This window comes from Pseudorhodoferax sp. LjRoot39 (assembly GCF_964253035.1).
Lineage (GTDB): Bacteria > Pseudomonadota > Gammaproteobacteria > Burkholderiales > Burkholderiaceae_C > Pseudorhodoferax.
Window position 1 is genome coordinate 790,513 of record NZ_CAXUQL020000001.1, and the last position, 18,245, is coordinate 808,757.

Sequence of the window (18,245 nt, forward strand, 5' to 3'; positions counted from 1 at the left end):
ACCGCTGGAACAGCGGCGACACCGCCGCGCCGGTGACCGACATTCCGCGCGTGGCACCGCCAGCGCCCAGCCCCGTGGCCGCGCCGGCACAGCGCGCCGCCCAGGTGCTGGAGTTTCCGGTGGCCGCAAGCAGCGAGCGCTGCGCCTACGTGGCCGGCACCTTCGACACCAAGGGCCGCGAGCTGGCCTACCTGCGCCAGTGCCTCGAAAAGCTGGGCCTGCGCGTGGTGACCGTCGATCTGGCCACCAGCGGCAAGCCCTCGCCTGCCAGCGTGCACCCGCGTGAGGTGGCGCGCCATCACCCGCAGGGCGAGTCGGCCGTGTTCAGCGGCGACCGCGGCACGGCCGTCACCGCCATGGCGCTGGCCTTCGAGCGCTACGTGCTCACGCGGCGCGACCTGGGTGGCCTGATCTCGGCCGGTGGCTCGGGCGGGACGGCGCTGGCCACGCCGGCCATGCGCGCCTTGCCGGTGGGTGTGCCCAAGATGATGGTCAGCACCGTGGCCAGCGGCGACGTGCGGCCCTACGTCGGGCCCAGCGACATCTGCATGATGTATTCGGTCACCGACGTGCAGGGCATCAACCGCATCAGCGAGCGCGTGCTGGCCAACGCCGCCCACGCACTGGCCGGCATGGTGACGCACCCCATGCCCGAGAGCGAAGCGCGCAAGCCCGCGCTGGGCCTGACCATGTTCGGCGTGACCACGCCCTGCGTGCAGGCCGTGACCAAGCAGCTGGAGGAGGCCTACGACTGCCTGGTGTTCCACGCTACCGGCACCGGTGGCCAGAGCATGGAGAAGCTGGCCGCATCCGGCCTGCTGGCCGGCTGCATCGATGTCTCGACCACCGAGATCGCCGACGAGATCGTGGGCGGCATCATGTCGGCCGGCCCCATGCGGCTGGACGTGTTCGCGCGGCACGCCGTGCCCTGGGTCGGCTCGGTCGGCGCCATGGACATGGTGAACTTCGGCGCGAAGGACACGGTGCCCGAGCGCTTCCGCGCGCGGCGCCTGTACCAGCACAACGCCAGCGTGACGCTGATGCGCACCACGCCCGACGAGTGCCGCGCGATCGGCGCCTTCCTGGCCGCCAAGTGCAACGCCATGCGTGGGCCGGTGCGGCTGCTGCTGCCCGAGGGCGGCGTCTCGGCCATCGACAAGCCCGGCCAGCCCTTCCACGATCCCGAGGCCAACCGCGCGCTGTTCGACACGCTGGCCCAGAACTTCCGCAGCAGCAGCGACCACCAGCTGGTCCGCCTGCCGCACCACATCAACGATGAGGCCTTTGCCGACGCGCTGGTTGCCGCCTGGCGCGCCGTGGCCCCCAAGGAGGAGCGAACCCATGCCACGCATCGCCAGAGATGAGCTGCTGCGGCGCTTTCGCGCCAAGATCGCCGCGGGCCGGCCGCTGATCGGCGGTGGCGCCGGCACCGGCCTGTCGGCCAAGTGCGAGGAGGCCGGCGGCATCGACCTGATCGTGATCTACAACTCAGGCCGCTACCGCATGGCCGGACGCGGCTCGCTGGCGGGCCTGCTGGCCTACGGCAACGCCAACGAGATCGTCTGCGAGATGGCGCGCGAGGTGCTGCCCGTGGTCAAGCACACGCCGGTGCTGGCCGGCGTGAACGGCACCGACCCCTTCATGATCCCCGACCAGTTCCTGCGCCGGCTGGTCGACCTGGGCTTCTCGGGCATCCAGAACTTCCCCACCGTGGGGCTGATCGACGGAACCTTCCGCGCCAACCTGGAAGAAACCGGCATGGGCTACGGGCTGGAAGTGGAGATGGTGCGCCGTGCGCGCGCCATGGACCTCCTGACCACGCCCTACGTGTTCTGCGAGGCCGATGCGCGCGCGATGGCCGAGGCCGGTGCGGACATCGTGGTCTGCCACCTGGGCCTGACGACCGGCGGCAGCATCGGCGCCGAAACCGCGCTGCAACTGGCGGACTGCGTGGCCCCCATCAAGGCCTGGGCCGCCGCCGCCAAGGCCGTGAACCCGGACCAGCTGGTGCTGTGCCACGGCGGCCCCATCGCCACGCCCGAGGACGCGCGCTGGATCCTCGGCCAATGCCCGGAACTGCACGGTTTCTACGGCGCCAGCTCCATGGAGCGGCTGCCCACCGAGATCGCATTGACAGAAACCACCCGACGCTTCACGGAGATCGCTTTATGACTGGCGCTGAATTCGGCAGCTTCCTACTCGGCCTGATCGTGGTGGTCATCGCCGTGGCCATCGTGGTCTGGCTGTTCCACTGGCTGTACCTGCGCAGCAGCAAGGAGCGCGCCTTCGTGCGCACCGGCATGGGCGGGCAGAAGGTGGTGCTGGGGGGAGGCGCCTTCGTGCTGCCCATCGTGCACGACGTGATCCCGGTGAACATGAACACGCTGCGGCTGGAGGTGAGCCGCGGCCGCGACAAGGCCCTGATCACCAAGGACCGCATGCGCGTGGACGTGATCGCCGAGTTCTACGTGCGCGTGGCGGCCGAGCCCGAGGCCGTGGCCGCCGCTGCCCAGACGCTGGGCCTGCGCACCATGGAGCCAGAGCAGCTCAAGGAGCTGGTGGAAGGCAAGTTCGTCGACGCGCTGCGCACCGCCGCGGCCGAGATGACGATGGAAGAGCTGCACGAGAAGCGCGGCAGCTACGTCAAGCGCGTGCGCGAGGCCGTGGCCGGCGACCTGACCATGAACGGCCTGGAGCTGGAGGCCGCATCGCTCACGCAGCTGGACCAGACGGCCATGGAGTACTTCAACCCCAGCAACGCCTTCGACGCCGAGGGCCTGACGCGGCTGACCGAGCAGATCGAGCGGCGCAAGAAGCAGCGCAACGACGTCGAGCAGGACACGCTGATCGCCATCCGCAACAAGAACCTGGAAGCCGAGAAGCTGAGCCTGGACATCGACCGCGAGGCCGAGCACGCGCGCCTGCACCAGCAGCGCGAGGTGGAGATCGCCCGCGCGCGCCAGCGTGCCGAGCTGACCAGCGAGCGCGCGCAGAGCGAGCAGAACGCCGAAGGTGCGCAGATCACCGCCAAGCAGGCCATCGACATGGCCCGCATCCGCAGCGAGCAAAGCCTGGAGCAGGAGCGCATCACCAAGGAGCGCACGCTGCAGGCCGCCGAGATCGCACGCCGCCAATCGCTGGAACTGGCCGAGCAGCAGCGCGCGATCGCCGTGGCGCGCGAGAGCGAGGCGCTGTCGAACGCGCAGGCCGGTGCCGAGGCCGCGCGTGCGCTGGCCGTCGCCGCAGAGGAGAAGGTCTTCACCGCGCGCGAGGTGGAGATGGCCGAGCGCAAGAAGGCCATCGAGCTGATCGGCGCGGCGCAGGCCGCCGAACGCGAGGCGCTGCAGCTGACCGTGGCCGCGCAGGCCGAGAAGGCCGCCAGCGCCGACCGCGGCGCCGCCATCCGCGCCCAGGCCGAAGCCGATGCCGACGCCGACCGCATCAAGGCCCTGGCCGTGCGCGTGCGCGCCGAGATCGAGGCCGAGGCCCAGCGCTGGATGAACGAGGCGCAGAACGTGCTGTCGCCCGAGGCGCGCACCTCGGCCCTGCGCATGCGGCTGGTGGAGAAGGCCGAAGGCATCATCCGCGAATCGGTGCGGCCGATGGAGCGCATCGAGGGCATCAAGATCCTGCATGTGGACGGCTTGGGGGGCGGCAGCAGCGGTGGCGGCGATGGCGGTGGCGGCGGCTTTGCCGACGGTGTCGTCAACTCTGCGCTGCGCTTCCGGGCCCAGGCGCCGCTGGTGGACCAGCTGCTGCGCGAGATCGGCCTGGATGCGGGCGACATCCAGCGGCTGGCCGGCGCCAGCTCGGGTGCCAGCGCGGCGCTGCCACCGGCCCAGCAGAAGTCTGAAGCATGATCCGCCTGTACGTCTCCACCGTGATCGAGGCCGCCGCCGACAACGTCTGGGCCCGCGTGCGCGACTTCAACGGCCTGCCGCAGTGGCACCCGGGCATCGCGGACAGCCGCATCGAGAACGGCGAGCCCAGCGACCGCGTGGGCTGCATCCGCCACTTCCACACGCGCGACGGCAGCACCATCCGCGAACGCTTGCTGGCGCTGTCCGACTTCGATTTCACGCAGACCTACGAGATCCTGGAAAGTGCCATGGGCGTGGACAACTACGTGGCCACGCTCAAGCTCACGCCGATCACCGACGGCAACCGCTGCTTCGCCGAATGGAGCGCGGAGTTCGACTGCGACGAAGGGCGCGAACAGGAGCTGACGCGCACGATTGCCGACGGCGTGTTCCAGGGCGGCTTCAACGCCCTGAAGCAGATGTACCGCTGATGCTGCAGAAGGTCGTCCGCTCGACGGTGATCGACGCGCCCATCGAGCGCGTCTGGGCCGTGCTGCGCGATTTCAACAGCCACGACCAGTGGCACGACGTGGTGGACCAGAGCCGCATCGAGGGCGGTGAGCGCAGCGACCAGGTGGGCTGCGTGCGCAGCTTCTCACTCAAGGACGGCAACCGCATCCGCGAGCAGCTGCTGACGCTGGACGACCGGCTCTACAAGAGCACCTACTGCATCGTCGAGGCGACAGTGCCACTGCTGCGCTACGTGGCCACCGTCACGCTCAAGCCCGTGACAGATGGCAACCGCACCTTCTGGCACTGGGAGTCGAGCTTCGCCACACCGCCGGGCCGCGAGCGCGAGCTGCGCGAGATGGTGGCCCAGGGGGTCTACGAAGCCGGCTTCGCCAACCTGCGCCGGCACCTGCAGCGCGGCGGTGACCTGCGCGCGCCGGGCCGGGCGGCGATGCCGGTGGCCATCGCGCTGCCGACGCGGCGCGTGGTGCTGCGGGACTACGGTGACGCACGGCAGATGCGACTGGAAGACACCGAGGCGCCGCCGCCCGCCCCGGGCGAGGTGCGCATCCGCCAGCGTGCCATCGGGCTGAACTACATCGACGTGTATCTGCGCAAGGGCCAGATCCCCGGCATGCTGGCGCCGGGCGGCACGCCAGGCATGGAAGCGGCCGGCGCCGTGCTGGAATGCGGTGAAGGCGTGCATGGGTACCTGGCAGACGAACGCGTGGCCTACCTGGGCCCGCAGCCCGGCGCGTACGCTGGCGTCCGCAATGTGCCGGCCGGCTGGCTGGTGCGGCTGCCGCCCGCGGTGGACGACGAGGTGGCCGCCGCGCTGCTGCTCAAGGGCCTGACGGCCGACGCGCTGCTGCACGACGTGGCGCCGGTGAAGCCCGGCGCGCGCTGGCTGGTGCACGCCGCCGCCGGTGCCTTGGGCCAGGTGCTGTGCCAATGGGCCGGCCGCCTGGGCGCGCGGGTCATCGGCACCGTTTCCAGCGAAGCCAAGGCCCGCATCGCGCGCGCGCACGGCTGCGCCGAGGTGATCGTCACGCCCGACTACCGCTTCGCCGACGCCGTGCAGGCCCTGGGCGGCGCCGACGTGATCGTCGACGGCCTGGGCCGGCAGGCGCAGCAGGAGAACCTGGCCGCACTGACCCCCTGCGGCCACTGGATCAGCCTGGGCCAGGCCAGCGGCCCGCTGGCGCCGCTGGACCCGGACGCGCTGCTGATGAAGTCCGCCACCTTCTCGCGCCCCATCGTGTTCGCCTACGTCGCGCAGCCGCAGACCCTGGCGCGCCGCGCCGCGCGCGTGTGGGCGGCGCTGGCCGATGGCAGCATCACCATGCCCACCATCGAGCGCTTCACGCTGGAAAGCGCGGCCCAGGCGCACGAGCGGCTGGAGTCGCGCGAACGCAGCGGCGCACTTGTCCTGATCCCCTGAAGGAGCTTTCCATGATCCTCGGCATGAACCACTTCACCGTGATCGCGGAGGACCCGCAGGCCACGATGGATTTCTACACCCGCATGCTGGGCCTGGAGGAGGGCTTCCGGCCCGACCTGGGGTTCCCCGGAGCGTGGCTGTACGGCGAAGACACCAGGCACGCCATCCTGCACGTCTACTTCGACCGGCCCGTGCCAGCCCAGCGCGCGGGGGTGATCGACCACATGGCGTTCACGGCCAAGGGCCTCAAGGAAGTCAAGGCGCGCTTCGACGCGGCCGGCTGGAAGTACGACCTGCGGCGCCAGGCTGGGGCGCTGTGGCAGCTGTTCTGCCATGACCCGAACGGGGCCAAGGTGGAGCTGGATTTCGACAAGGCCGAAGAGCCATAACGCGCCTGGGCGCGGGGAAGGCGGGCGCAGCGAGAATCGCCCCCTCGCGCGCGCCACTCCAGGCCGGCGCAACGGGCCCCCGCCCTGCCACCCGACCCATGATCGACACCCTCAAAAAAACCCTCTGGGCCACCGCAGACAAGCTGCGGGCCAACATGGATGCCGCCGAGTACAAGCACCTGGTGCTCGGCCTGATCTTCCTCAAATACATCTCCGACACCTTCAGCGCCAAGCATGCGGAACTGACGCTGCGGCTGGCCGACCCCGACGACGAATACTTCTACGGCGACGCTGCGCCCGAGGACATTGCGGCCGAGCTGGAAGACCGCGATTACTACCTGGAAGCCAATGTCTTCTGGGTGCCCGAAGCCGCCCGCTGGGAGGCGGTGCGCGCCAACGCCAAGCAGACCGACATCGGCAAGCGCATCGACGAGGCGCTGAGCCTGATCGAGGCCGAGAACCCCAAGCTCAAGGGCATCCTCGACAAGCGCTTCGCCCGTGCGCAGTTGCCCGACGGCAAGCTGGGCGAGCTGGTGGACCTGGTGTCCACCATCGGCTTCGGCGCCACGGCCAGCGAGGCACGCGACGTGCTGGGCCAGGTGTACGAATACTTCCTGGGCATGTTCGCGAGCGCCGAGGGCAAGCGTGGCGGCCAGTTCTACACGCCGCGCAGCATCGTCAAGACGCTGGTGGCCATCCTCGCGCCGCACCATGGAAAGGTCTACGACCCCTGCTGCGGCTCGGGCGGCATGTTCGTGCAGAGCGAGGAGTTCATCGAAGCCCACGGCGGCAAGATCGGCGACGTGGCCATCTACGGCCAGGAGGCCAACCCCACCACCTGGCGCCTGGCGGCCATGAATTTGGCCATCCGCGGCATCGACTTCAACCTGGGCCGTGAGCCCGCCGACACCTTCACCCGGAACCAGTTCCCCGACCTGCGCGCCGATTTCATCCTGGCCAACCCGCCCTTCAACATCAGCGACTGGTGGCACGCCAGCCTGACGGGCGATGCGCGCTGGGTGTATGGCGACCCACCGCAGGGCAACGCCAACTACGCCTGGCTGCAGCACATGCTGCACCACCTGAAATCGGGCGGCCGCGCCGGCATCGTGCTGGCCAACGGCAGCATGAGCAGCAGCCAGAACAACGAAGGCCAGATTCGCGCGGCCATGGTGGATGCCGACGTGGTGGAGGTGATGGTGGCGCTGCCGGGGCAGCTGTTCTTCAACACGCAGATCCCGGCCTGTTTGTGGTTCCTGGTGAAGGAGAAGCGGCAGCGGCGCGGCGAGGTGTTGTTCATCGATGCGCGCAAGCTGGCGACGATGATCAGCCGCGTGCAGTGCGAGTTGACGGATGCGGTGATTGACCGCATCGCGGGCACGGTGGCGGCCTGGCGGGGCGAGGCCGGCGCGGGCGACTACGCCGACGTGCCGGGCTACTGCCGCAGCGTGCCGCTGGCCGAGATTGGCGAACATGGGCATGTGCTGACGCCGGGGCGGTATGTGGGGGCCGAGGCGGTGGAGGACGACGATGCGGGCTTCGAGGCCAGGATGCAGGCGTTGACGGAGAAGCTGGGGGAGCAGATGGCGAAGGGGGCGGAGCTGGATGTGGTAATTCGGCAGAAGCTTCAGGGGCTGGGGTATGAGTTCTGAGTGGGCGGAAACGACCATTGGGGAACTCTGCAAGGCAGTTTTTTCCGGGGGAACGCCGACATCGACAAATTCGGCTTATTTCAACGGGTCAATCCCGTGGCTGCGTACGAAGGAAGTGAACTACTCAAAGATTTTTGCGACGGAAGAGCGCATCTCCCAAGCCGGATTTGAGAACTCGTCTGCGAGGCTCGTTCCCATCAACAGTGTCATCGTTGCGATGTATGGCAATGGCGATACAGCGGGTCGTGTCGCGGTCAACAAAATACCTCTGACTACCAACCAAGCCTGAACCGCCCCGGAATTCGCGGAGGCCCGTTGGCTTGAGTCAGGCCGACATGGCCTGCTGCTCAAGAGTTCGATAGTAGTTGGCCTCGAACTCGGCCGGTGGCACGTACCCGATGGGTTCGAGCAGGCGCTGGTGGTTGAACCAGGCCACCCATTGCAGCGTCGCCAGCTCTACCGATTCCTTGGTCTTCCACGCACTGCGCCGATGGATGACTTCGGCCTTGTACAGCCCATTGATGGTCTCGGCCAGCGCGTTGTCGTAGGAGTCGCCCTTGCTGCCCACGGAGGGCTCGATGCCGGCCTCGGCAAGCCGTTCGGTGTAGCGGATGCTGACGTACTGCGATCCGCGGTCGGAGTGGCACACAAGGGCATCTTCGCGCTGCGGACGACGGTCGTACAGCGCCTGCTCCAGTGCGCCCAACACGAAGTCCGTCCGCATGGAGCTGCTCGTGCGCCAGCCCACGATGCGCCGCGCAAACACGTCCACGACGAAGGCCACGTACAGCCAGCCTTGCCAGGTGGACACGTACGTGAAGTCCGACACCCAAAGCTGGTTGGGCCGCTGCGCGTTGAACTGGCGATTGACCCGGTCCAGCGGGCAAGGCGCTTTGGCGTCGCTGATCGTGGTGCGTGCGGCCTTGCCACGCATCACGCCGCGCAGACCCATGTGGCGCATGAGTCGTTCCACGGTGCAGCGGGCCACCGTGACGCCCTCGCGCTGCAACTGGTGCCAGACCTTGTCGGCGCCGTAGACCCGCAGGTTCGATTGCCACACGCGCTCGATCTGCGGCATCAGCACCGCATCGCGTTTCGCGCGGGCGCACAGCAGCTCGGGGTGGCGCTGGCGGGCCGCATGGCGCCGGTACGCCGACGGGGCGACCTGCAGTGCCCTGCAGATCGGCTCGACCCCGTGCGCGGCGCGATGCGCGTCGATGAACGCCTTCACGACTTCAGCCGGCGGTCGAGCTCCGCCTGGGCGAAAAACGCGCTGGCCAGCTTCAGGATCTCGTTGGCCTTGCGCAGCTCGCGGTTCTCCCTTTCAAGCTCCTTCATGCGCTGCGTCTGCGTCGTGGTCACGCCCTCGCGCTGGCCCGTGTCACGCTCTTGTTGGCGCACCCAGTTCAGCAGCGTCTGCGGCGTGCTGCCGATCTTGCCGGCAATCGACACCACCGCCGCCCACTGCGACTCGTACTCACCGCGGTGCTCGAACACCATGCGCACGGCGCGCTCGCGTACCTCGGGCGAAAACTTCACTGACTTCCTCATGGCTCCATCCTCTCAAAAGTTGGAGCCTCCTCAAAATACGGGGCGGTTCATACGGCCGCCCCGCGGCCATCCTCACACGCAAGCGTTCTTTCATACGGTCGCGCCACATGCAAGCGTTCTTTAATTGCGCGAGCACCGTAGCCATCCAAAAAACCGAGATTTCTATGCAGATCAGGGGCGACATGTATAGAAAATCGCGTCTTCTTTGCACATCACGGGTTCTATGCCCATTGGGGATGGCACCAGCCCGGCCAAAGGCAGCATGACCGAAAGCCAACTCGAACAGGAATGCCTCACCTGGCTGGCCGACGTGGGCTGGCAGCCGCTGCACGGCCCCGACATCGCCCCCGACGGCCCCACGCCCGAGCGCGACAGCTACCGCCAGGTGCTGCTGCTGGCCCGCCTGCGCCAGGCCGTGGCCACGCTGAACCCCGGCGTGCCGGCAGCCGCCCGCGACGACGCGATTCGCCAGGTGCTGGACCTGGGCACGCCGGTGCTGCTGGCCGCCAACCGCCAGTTCCACCGCCTGCTGGTGGGTGGCGTGCCCGTGCAGTACCAGAAGGACGGCGAAACCCGCGGCGACTTCGTGCGGCTGGTGGACTGGGCCGACCCTGCGCGCAACGAATGGCTGGCGGTCACGCAGTTCTCCATCACCGGGCCGCACCACACGCGCCGGCCCGACATCGTGCTGTTCGTCAACGGCCTGCCGCTGGTGCTGATCGAGCTGAAGAACCCGGCCGACCTGAACGCCGACGTGTGGAAAGCCTTCCACCAGATCCAGACCTACAAGGCGCAGATCGCCGATGTCTTCCAGACGAACGAGCTGCTGGTGATCTCGGACGGCACGGACGCGCTGCTGGGCTCGCTCTCGGCCGACAGCGAGCGCTTCATGGCCTGGCGCACCATCGACGGCGTGACGCTCGACCCGCTGGGCCAGTTCAACGCGCTGGAAACGTTGGTGCGTGGCGTGCTGGCGCCGGCCATGCTACTGGACTACCTGCGCTTCTTCGTGCTGTTCGAAGATGACGGCAGCGGCCTCGTCAAGAAGATTGCCGGTTACCACCAGTTCCACGCCGTGCGTGCGGCCATCGCGCAGGTGGTGGCCGCGTCGCGCCCCGACGGCCCTGCCAGCCTGCGTGGCAAGGGCGGCGTGGTCTGGCACACCCAGGGCAGCGGCAAGAGCATCACCATGACCTGCTTCGCGGCGCGCGTGATGCAGGAGCCGGTGATGCAGAACCCGACCATCGTCGTCATCACCGACCGCAACGACCTGGACGGGCAGTTGTTCGGCGTGTTCTCGCTGGCGCAAGACCTCTTGCGCGAGCGGCCGGTGCAGGCCCGCACGCGGCAGGAGTTGCGCGCGCTGCTGGGCAACCGGCCCAGTGGAGGCATCGTGTTCGCCACGATCCAGAAGTTCATGCCGGGCGAGGATGAAGACACCTTCCCGCTGCTCTCGGACCGGCACAACGTGGTGGTGATCGCCGACGAAGCGCACCGCACGCAGTACGGCTTCGAAGCCAAACTCAAGACGGCCAAGCCGACCAAGCGCGACGCCGAAGCCACGGTGCTGACCACAGGCAGCGGCGAAACGGCGCCGTACAAGGTCGCCTACGCGCCGCCGGTGGAGCGCTACCAGGTGGGCTACGCGCAGCACCTGCGCGACGCGCTGCCCCACGCCACCTTCGTGGCCTTCACCGGCACGCCGGTGGCCAGCGAAGACCGCGACACGCGTGCCGTGTTCGGCGACTACATCAGCGTCTACGACATGCAGCAGGCCAAGGAAGATGGCGCCACCGTGGCCATCTACTACGAGAGCCGGCTGGCCAGGCTGGGGCTCAAGGCCGACGAACTGGCCACCATCGACGACGAGGTGGACGAGCTCGCCGAGGACGAGGAAGAAAGCCAGCAGGCCAAACTCAAGAGCCGCTGGGCCGCGCTGGAGAAGGTGGTGGGCGCCGAGCCGCGCATCGCCAGCGTGGCGGCCGACCTGGTGGCGCACTTCGAAGAGCGTGACAAGGCCCAGCCCGGCAAGGCGATGGTGGTGGCCATGAGCCGCGAGATCTGCGTGCACCTGTACGACGAGATCACCCGGCTGCGGCCCGACTGGCACAGCACCGACCCTGAACAGGGTGCCATCAAGATCGTGATGACCGGATCGGCCAGCGACAAGGCGCTGCTGCGCCCGCACATCCACAGCCCGCAGGTGAAGAAGCGGCTGGAAAAGCGCTTCAAGGATCCGGCCGACCCGCTGCGCATCGTGATCGTGCGCGACATGTGGCTCACCGGCTTCGATGCCCCCTGCGTGCACACGCTGTACGTCGACAAGCCCATGAAGGGCCACAACCTGATGCAGGCCATCGCCCGCGTGAACCGCGTGTTCAAGGACAAGCAGGGCGGGCTGGTGGTGGACTACATCGGGATTGCCAACGAGTTGAAATCCGCGCTCAAGGAGTACACCGCCAGCCAGGGCCGCGGCCGCCCGACCGTGGACGCGCACGAAGCCTGGAGCGTGCTGGCCGAGAAACTGGATGCGTTGCGCGGCATGCTGGCCGGGACGAATGGCCATGGCTACGACTACAGCGGCTTCCTGACCGGCGGGCACAAGACGCTGGCCGGTGCCGCGAACCATGTGCTGGGCCTGAAGGACGGCAAGAAGCGCTTCGCCGACCTGGCGCTCGCCATGAGCAAGGCATTCACTTTGTGCTGCACGCTAGACGAGGCCAAGGCCGTGCGCGAGGAGGTGGCCTTCTTCCAGGGCGTGAAGGTGATCCTGACCAAGCGCGACATCAGCGCCACGAGGAAGACCGACGAGCAGCGCGAGCTGGCCATTCGCCAGATCATCGGCTCGGCCGTGGTGTCGGAGGACGTGGTTGACATCTTCCACGCGGTCGGCCTGGACAGGCCCAACATCGGCATCCTGGACGATGCCTTCCTGGCCGAGGTGCGCAACCTGCCCGAGCGCAACCTGGCCGTGGAACTGCTGGAGCGGCTGCTGGAAGGCGAGATCCGATCCCGCTTCGCCAGCAACGTGGTGCAAAACAGGAAGTTCTCGGACATGCTGAGCGACGTGGTGCAGCGCTACCAGAACCGGTCCATCGAAGCCGCCCAGGTGATGGAAGAGCTGGTGCAGATGGCGCAGAAGTTCCGCGAGGCCGCCGCCCGTGGCGAGCGGCTGGGCCTGAGCGAAGACGAGGTGCGCTTCTACGACGCGCTGGCCAACAACGCATCAGCGGTGCGCGACTTGACCGACGAGACCCTCAAGAAGATCGCCCACGAACTGGCTGACAACCTGCGCAAGAACCTGACGGTGGACTGGTCCGCGCTCGAGAGCGTGCAGGCCAAGCTGCGGCTGATGGTCAAGCGCATCCTGCGCAAGTACAAGTACCCGCCCGACCAGCAGGACGCCGCAGTGGAACTGGTGCTGCAGCAGGCCCACGCGCTCGGTGAGGCGTGGGCCTGAAGGTGCCGATCACGCCACGTCGAACCGGTCCAGCTCCATCACCTTGACCCAGGCTGCCACGAAGTCCTCGACGAACTTAGCCTGCGCGTCCGCGCAGGCATAGACCTCGGCCGTCGCGCGCAGCACCGCGTTGGAGCCGAACACCAGGTCGGCACGCGTGGCGGTCCACCTCGCCGCACCGGTCTTGCGGTCGCGGCCCTCGTACAGCGCCTGCGGGTCGGTGCCGGCCGGCTTCCACTCCGTGCCCATGTCGAGCAGGTTCACGAAGAAGTCGTTGGTCAACTGGCCCGGCTTGTCGGTGAACACACCGTGCGCGCTGCCATCGGCATTGGTGCCCAGCACGCGCAGGCCGCCCACCAGCACGGTCAGCTCCGGCGCCGTCAGCGTCAGCAGCTGCGCCCGGTCGACCAGGAAGACTTCGGCTGGCACGCCGTAGCGGCCCTTCACGAAGTTGCGGAAACCATCGGCCACGGGCTCCAGCGGCGCGAAGCTGGCCACGTCGGTCTGCTCCTGCGAAGCATCCGTGCGGCCCGGCGTGAACGGCACCTCGATCTCGTGGCCCGCATCGCGCGCCGCCTTCTCGACGCCGGCCGTGCCGGCCAGCACGATCAGGTCGGCCAGCGAGATCTTCTTGCCGCCGGCCTGGAAATCGGTGCGCACGCCCTCCAGCCTGGCCAGCACCTGGGCCAGTTGCGCCGGCTGGTTCACGGCCCAGTCCTTCTGCGGTGCCAGGCGGATGCGGGCGCCGTTGGCGCCGCCGCGCATGTCCGAGCCACGGTAGGTGGAAGCCGAGGCCCAGGCCGTGGAGACCAGCTGCGCCACGCTGAGACCCGAGGCCAGCAGCTTGGACTTGAGGCCCGCGATCTCCTGCGCATCGACCAGCGGATGGTCCACCGCAGGCACCGGGTCCTGCCAGACCAGCACCTCGGCCGGCACTTCCGGGCCCAGGTAGCGGGCACGCGGTCCCATGTCGCGGTGCGTGAGCTTGAACCAGGCCCGCGCGAAGGCATCGGCAAACTGGTCCGGGTTGGCCAGGAAGCGGCGCGAGATCGCCTCGTAGGCCGGGTCGAAGCGCAACGACAGGTCGGTCGTGAGCATGGTGGGCCGCTGCTTTTTCGTCTTGTCGAACGCGTGCGGAATGATCTCGCCGGCGTCCTTGGCCACCCACTGGTGCGCGCCTGCCGGACTCTTCGTCAGTTCCCACTCGAAGCCGAACAGGTTTTCGAAGAAGTTGTTGCTCCACTGCGTGGGCGTGGTGGTCCAGGTGACTTCCAGGCCGCTGGTGATGGCGTCGGCGCCGACGCCGCTGCCGTGGCTGTTCTTCCAGCCGAAGCCCTGGGCTTCGATGCCTGCCGCCTCGGGCTCGTCCGCCACGTGGGAAGCCGCGGCCGCACCGTGTGTCTTGCCGAAGGTGTGGCCCCCGGCGATCAGTGCCACCGTTTCCTCGTCGTCCATGGCCATGCGCGCGAAGGTATCGCGGATGTCGCGCGCCGCGGCGACCGGGTCGGGCTTGCCGTCCGGGCCCTCGGGGTTCACGTAGATCAGGCCCATCTGCACGGCGGCCAGCGGGTTCTCCAGGTCGCGCGAATGCGGCACCTGGCTGTCGTCGTCCTTGACCAGCACGCCGCGGTCCTTGTCGACGCCGGGTGAGCCCTGGCTGTAGCGCACGTCGCCACCGAGCCAGGTGTCCTCACGGCCCCAGTACACGTCCTGGTCGGGCTCCCACACGTCGCGGCGGCCACCGGCGAAGCCGAAGGTTTTGAAGCCCATGGTCTCCAGCGCCACGTTGCCGGTCAGGATCATGAGGTCGGCCCAGGAGATCTTGCGGCCGTACTTCTGCTTGATCGGCCACAGCAGGCGGCGCGCCTTGTCCAGGCTCACGTTGTCGGGCCAGCTGTTGAGCGGCGCGAAGCGCTGCTGGCCGCGGCCCGCGCCGCCGCGCCCGTCGCCGATGCGGTAGGTGCCGGCGCTGTGCCAGGCCATGCGGATGAACAGGCCGCCGTAGTGGCCGAAGTCGGCCGGCCACCAATCCTGCGAATCGGTCATGAGCGCGGCCAGGTCGGCCTTGACGGCGGCCAGGTCCAGCGTCTTGAACTCGGCGGCGTAGTCGAAGCCCACGCCCATGGGGTCGGACTTGGAGGAGTGCTGGTGCAGCAGGTCGATGCGCAGCTGCCTGGGCCACCAGTCGCGGTTGCTGCGGCCAACGCTGGCGGCTTGGCTGAAGGGGCACTTCGCGGGGGTGTTGTCTTGGCTCATCGGGGCTCCTGGTGCTGTGGTCGGGAAGAGGCTGACCATTCTGGCGCCGAAGCGTGGCCGCGCCGATATCCGTTTTCGATGGCCGCCATAGCCTGCCGTTGCGGCGCGGCGCCCTGACAGCGCGGCCGGCGCGCAGCGATCCTGCAGAATGAAGCGGCACGCCGGTGCTGCACCGGCGCCCCTCCGCCAAAGGACATCCATGGCCACCCCCGAAACCGTTGAAGTGCAAACGCGCCGGCACCAGATGTTCCCGGTGCTGAACGCGGCCGATGCCGCGCGGGTGCGCCGCTTCGGCACCGTACGGCACTACGCCCGCGGCAGCTGCCTGTTCCGCGCGGGCGAGCCGGGGCCTGGCCTGTACCTGGTGCTGGCGGGCGCGGTGGCCGTCACGCAGCGCGACGGCCTCGGCCGGGTGACGCCGGTCGCGGTGCAGGGGCCGGGGCAGTTCCTGGCAGAGGTCGGCACGCTGTCGGGCCAGCCGGCGCTGGTGGACGGCCATGCCGACGAAGACGTGGAAGCGATCCTGGTGCCACCCGACCAGTTGCGCGCCCTGATCGTGGCCGAGGCCGACCTGGGCGAACGCCTGGTGCGCGCGCTGATCCTGCGACGCGTGGCGCTGATCGATGCCGGCGCCAGCGGCCCGGTGCTCTTGGGCCCGCCCGAATCGGCCGACGTGGTGCGGCTGCAGAACTTCCTGCGCCGCAATGGCCAGCCCTACCACGTGGTGGATGCGTCCACCGACGCCGATGCCGCCACGCTGCTGCAGCAGTACGGCGAGGCCGGCCTGCTGGTGGCCTGTCCCAACGGCGCGGTGCTGGTCAACCCGAGCGAGGAGGCGCTGGCGCGCTGCATCGGCATGGTGGACACGGCCGAGCACACGGAGCTGTTCGATGTCGTGGTGGTCGGCGCCGGGCCGGCCGGCTTGGCAACCGCCGTCTATGCCGCCTCCGAGGGGTTGCGCGTGGTCGTGCTGGACTGCCGCAGCTACGGCGGCCAGGCCGGCGCCAGCGCGCGCATCGAGAACTACCTCGGCTTTCCGACCGGCATCTCGGGTGGCGCACTGGCCGGGCGGGCCTACGTGCAGGCGCAGAAGTTCGGCGCCGAGATGATGATCCCGGCCAAGGCGGCGTCGCTGGACTGCAGCGGCGCCCACACCGGCGCGGGTCTGCGCGTGGGCCTGGCCGACGGCCGGCAGCTGCGCGCGCGCACGGTGGTGGTGGCCAGTGGCGCGCGTTACCGCCGGCCCCGGGTGCCGCGGCTGGCGGAATTCGAAGGCCGTGGCGTGTGGTACTGGGCCTCGGCCATCGAAGCACGCATCTGCGCGCAACAGGAGGTGGCGCTGGTCGGCGGCGGCAACTCGGCCGGACAGGCCGCAGTGTTCCTCGCGCAGCACGCGGCGCTGGTCAACATCCTGGTGCGCGGCCCCTCGCTGGCGGCCAGCATGTCGCGCTACCTGATCGACCGCATCGAGGCCGCGCCCAACATCGTGCTGCGCCCGCACACCGAGCTGGTGCACCTGCACGGCGAGCCCGACACCGGGCTGGAAGGCGCGACCTGGCGCGACGCGCGCACGGGCGGCGAACACGACTGCCCGGCCCGCAACCTGTTCCTGTTCGTCGGTGCAGAGCCTGAAGCCGACTGGCTGCAGGGCTGCGGCGTGGCGGTAGACCACCATGGCTTCGTGCAGACCGGCGACGCCGCGATGGCCAAGGGCGCGCTGGAGACCAGCGTGCCAGGCGTGTTCGCGGTGGGCGACGTGCGCTCCGGCTCGGTCAAGCGCGTGGGCGGCGCCATCGGCGAAGGGGCGGCGGCGGTGGCCCAGATCCATGCACACCTGGCGCAGGTACCGACGGCGGCCTGAGCCGCCCCGGCGGTAACACACTGGCCGCGCTGACCTCTGCGCCCTGGAAACCGGGCATCGCCCCGTCGCCGCGCGGTGGTGCCATGGCCGTGGCATCGAGGAGAGCCCAGTTTCTTCAGCACGCGCACCGGCGTCGGTGAGGAGGGTCACACAGGGCGCGGATGTACCCCAAAAATCACTCGCGGTGCCCGCGCCACATTCGTCCGAAATTCACGCGGTCACTGTTACACATCTGCATTGATTTCATACCGAATTTGGCATCTGGTTACGTAAGATGGTTTTCTCAATACCACCTTTTCCTGGGAGGAAAACCCCATGTTCTCGAACCAACTGCGCGCGCTGTGGCGCCTGCTCTGCCTGGCCCTGTTCCTGGCCTTGTTGCCAGCCGCCTGGGCTGGCCAGGTCAAGTACCCCGGCTTCTACGTCTTCGGCGACAGCCTGTCGGACACCGGCAACGACTACATCGTCAGCGGCAGCATGGGCATGACGCCCGCGATCCCGCCGTCGGCCACGCCCTATGCCACCTACTGGCAGGGCCGCTTCAGCAACGGCCCGGTGGCGGCCGAGTACCTGTGGCGCCTGATCGCGCGCAAGAACAACGCCGAGCTCTCGCCCTCGGTGACCGATCCCACGCTGAGCACCAAGCCGGCGCTGAGCTTCGCGTTCGGCGGCTCGGCTTCGGGCGTGTCCACGCCCACGCCCATGGGCTTCACGGTGCCGGGCCTGCTGGGCCAGGTCGGCCAGTTCACGACCGCGCTGAATGGCCGCAAGGCGCCCAGCAACGCGCTGTACATGGTCTGGAGCGGCTCCAACGACTACCTGCAGATGCTGACGAGCGACCCCTACACGGTGGTGGCCAACGTGACCACCGCGATCCGCGGCCTGTACGTGGCCGGCGCGCGCGACTTCATCGTGCCCAACCTGGCCGACATGGGCATCACGCCCTTCGCCGTGGCACAGAACGCCGGCCCGCAGTTCACGGCGCTCAGCAAGCAGCACAACGCGCTGCTCAAGAGCGCGCTGAACAACCTGGAGCGCGAGCTGCGCGGCGTGCGCATCGTGACGGTGGACATCTACAAGCTCGGCGCGACCATGCTGTCCACCGGCCTCATCATCGACGAGGTGCCGGCCGCCGAGTTCCTGGCCCCGGGCAAGGGCGCCGCCACCTGCCTGTTCACCAACCCGGCCACCTGCGTGGACGTGACGCAGCCGGCCTTCATGCCGCCCTTCCTGTTCTGGGACGCGATGCACCCGACCACCCAGGTGCATGGCGTGATCGGCACGGCGATGTTCGCGGCGCTGCTGACGCAGCGCTGATCCACCCG

The 18,245-nt window shown here is 68.8% G+C and carries 13 protein-coding genes and 1 other annotated feature; of the genes, 11 read left to right on the forward strand and 2 right to left on the reverse strand.

The features are described 5' to 3' along the window. Positions 1-119 precede the first annotated feature (119 nt). The 8 genes from ACSQ4M_RS03765 to ACSQ4M_RS03800 all read left to right on the forward strand — a co-directional run bounded on the left by ACSQ4M_RS03765 (position 120) and on the right by ACSQ4M_RS03800 (position 8,081). The gene (locus ACSQ4M_RS03765; RefSeq protein WP_436193962.1) at positions 120-1,364 is read left to right on the forward strand and encodes a Tm-1-like ATP-binding domain-containing protein; all 1,245 of its coding nucleotides are present in this window, start codon (positions 120-122) and stop codon (positions 1,362-1,364) included. Continuing rightward, positions 1,342-2,172: a phosphoenolpyruvate hydrolase family protein gene (locus tag ACSQ4M_RS03770; RefSeq protein ID WP_436188334.1), complete on the forward strand. Its 831-nt coding sequence runs from the start codon at positions 1,342-1,344 to the stop codon at positions 2,170-2,172. The genes ACSQ4M_RS03765 and ACSQ4M_RS03770 overlap by 23 nt, the downstream gene beginning before the upstream one ends. After that, positions 2,169-3,860 carry a flotillin family protein gene (locus ACSQ4M_RS03775; RefSeq protein WP_436188335.1) on the forward strand — a complete coding sequence of 564 codons (1,692 nt, stop codon included), beginning with the start codon at positions 2,169-2,171 and terminating at the stop codon, positions 3,858-3,860. Before ACSQ4M_RS03770 ends, ACSQ4M_RS03775 begins: the two co-directional genes overlap by 4 nt. Next, positions 3,857-4,291, forward strand: coding sequence for an SRPBCC family protein (locus ACSQ4M_RS03780; protein WP_436188336.1), 435 nt, complete (start codon positions 3,857-3,859; stop codon positions 4,289-4,291). Before ACSQ4M_RS03775 ends, ACSQ4M_RS03780 begins: the two co-directional genes overlap by 4 nt. Beyond that, positions 4,291-5,751: an SRPBCC family protein gene (locus tag ACSQ4M_RS03785; RefSeq protein ID WP_436188337.1), complete on the forward strand. Its 1,461-nt coding sequence runs from the start codon at positions 4,291-4,293 to the stop codon at positions 5,749-5,751. Before ACSQ4M_RS03780 ends, ACSQ4M_RS03785 begins: the two co-directional genes overlap by 1 nt. An 11-nt stretch (positions 5,752-5,762) precedes the next feature. After that, the gene (locus ACSQ4M_RS03790; protein ID WP_436188338.1) at positions 5,763-6,140 is read left to right on the forward strand and encodes a VOC family protein; all 378 of its coding nucleotides are present in this window, start codon (positions 5,763-5,765) and stop codon (positions 6,138-6,140) included. 98 nt (positions 6,141-6,238) lie between these two features. Then, on the forward strand, positions 6,239-7,792 hold the full coding sequence (locus ACSQ4M_RS03795; RefSeq protein ID WP_436188339.1) for a type I restriction-modification system subunit M: 1,554 nt from the start codon (positions 6,239-6,241) through the stop codon (positions 7,790-7,792). Continuing rightward, positions 7,782-8,081: a restriction endonuclease subunit S gene (locus tag ACSQ4M_RS03800; RefSeq protein WP_436188340.1), complete on the forward strand. Its 300-nt coding sequence runs from the start codon at positions 7,782-7,784 to the stop codon at positions 8,079-8,081. The genes ACSQ4M_RS03795 and ACSQ4M_RS03800 overlap by 11 nt, the downstream gene beginning before the upstream one ends. A 36-nt stretch (positions 8,082-8,117) precedes the next feature. Here ACSQ4M_RS03800 and ACSQ4M_RS03805 read toward each other — a convergent pair. Then, positions 8,118-9,343, reverse strand: a protein-coding gene (locus tag ACSQ4M_RS03805; protein WP_157086564.1) for an IS3 family transposase whose coding sequence is annotated in 2 segments (ribosomal slippage) — positions 8,118-9,055 and positions 9,055-9,343 — 1,227 coding nt in all. Because the reading frame shifts where the segments join, the coding sequence is not laid out codon by codon here. After that, positions 8,949-9,065 (reverse strand) — a sequence feature (AL1L pseudoknot). (Overlaps the previous gene by 117 nt.) Positions 9,344-9,605: 262 nt before the next feature. On the opposite strand from ACSQ4M_RS03805, the gene ACSQ4M_RS03810 reads away from it, so the two are divergent. After that, positions 9,606-12,803, forward strand: a complete 3,198-nt coding sequence (locus ACSQ4M_RS03810) for a type I restriction endonuclease subunit R (RefSeq protein WP_436188341.1) — start codon at positions 9,606-9,608, stop codon at positions 12,801-12,803. Positions 12,804-12,812: 9 nt separating this feature from the next. Here the strand turns inward: ACSQ4M_RS03810 and katG are convergent, their stop codons facing one another. Then, the gene (gene katG / locus ACSQ4M_RS03815) at positions 12,813-15,059 is read right to left on the reverse strand and encodes a catalase/peroxidase HPI (protein WP_436188342.1); all 2,247 of its coding nucleotides are present in this window, start codon (positions 15,057-15,059) and stop codon (positions 12,813-12,815) included. A 199-nt stretch (positions 15,060-15,258) separates the two neighbouring features. Here katG and ACSQ4M_RS03820 point away from each other — a divergent pair, with 199 nt between their 5' ends. Both ACSQ4M_RS03820 and ACSQ4M_RS03825 read left to right on the forward strand, forming a co-directional pair. Beyond that, positions 15,259-16,920 (forward strand): FAD-dependent oxidoreductase, encoded by a 1,662-nt coding sequence (locus tag ACSQ4M_RS03820; protein ID WP_436188343.1) that lies wholly within the window; start codon positions 15,259-15,261, stop codon positions 16,918-16,920. 315 nt (positions 16,921-17,235) lie between these two features. Next, positions 17,236-18,237, forward strand: a complete 1,002-nt coding sequence (locus tag ACSQ4M_RS03825; protein WP_436188344.1) for an SGNH/GDSL hydrolase family protein — start codon at positions 17,236-17,238, stop codon at positions 18,235-18,237. Positions 18,238-18,245 lie beyond the last annotated feature (8 nt).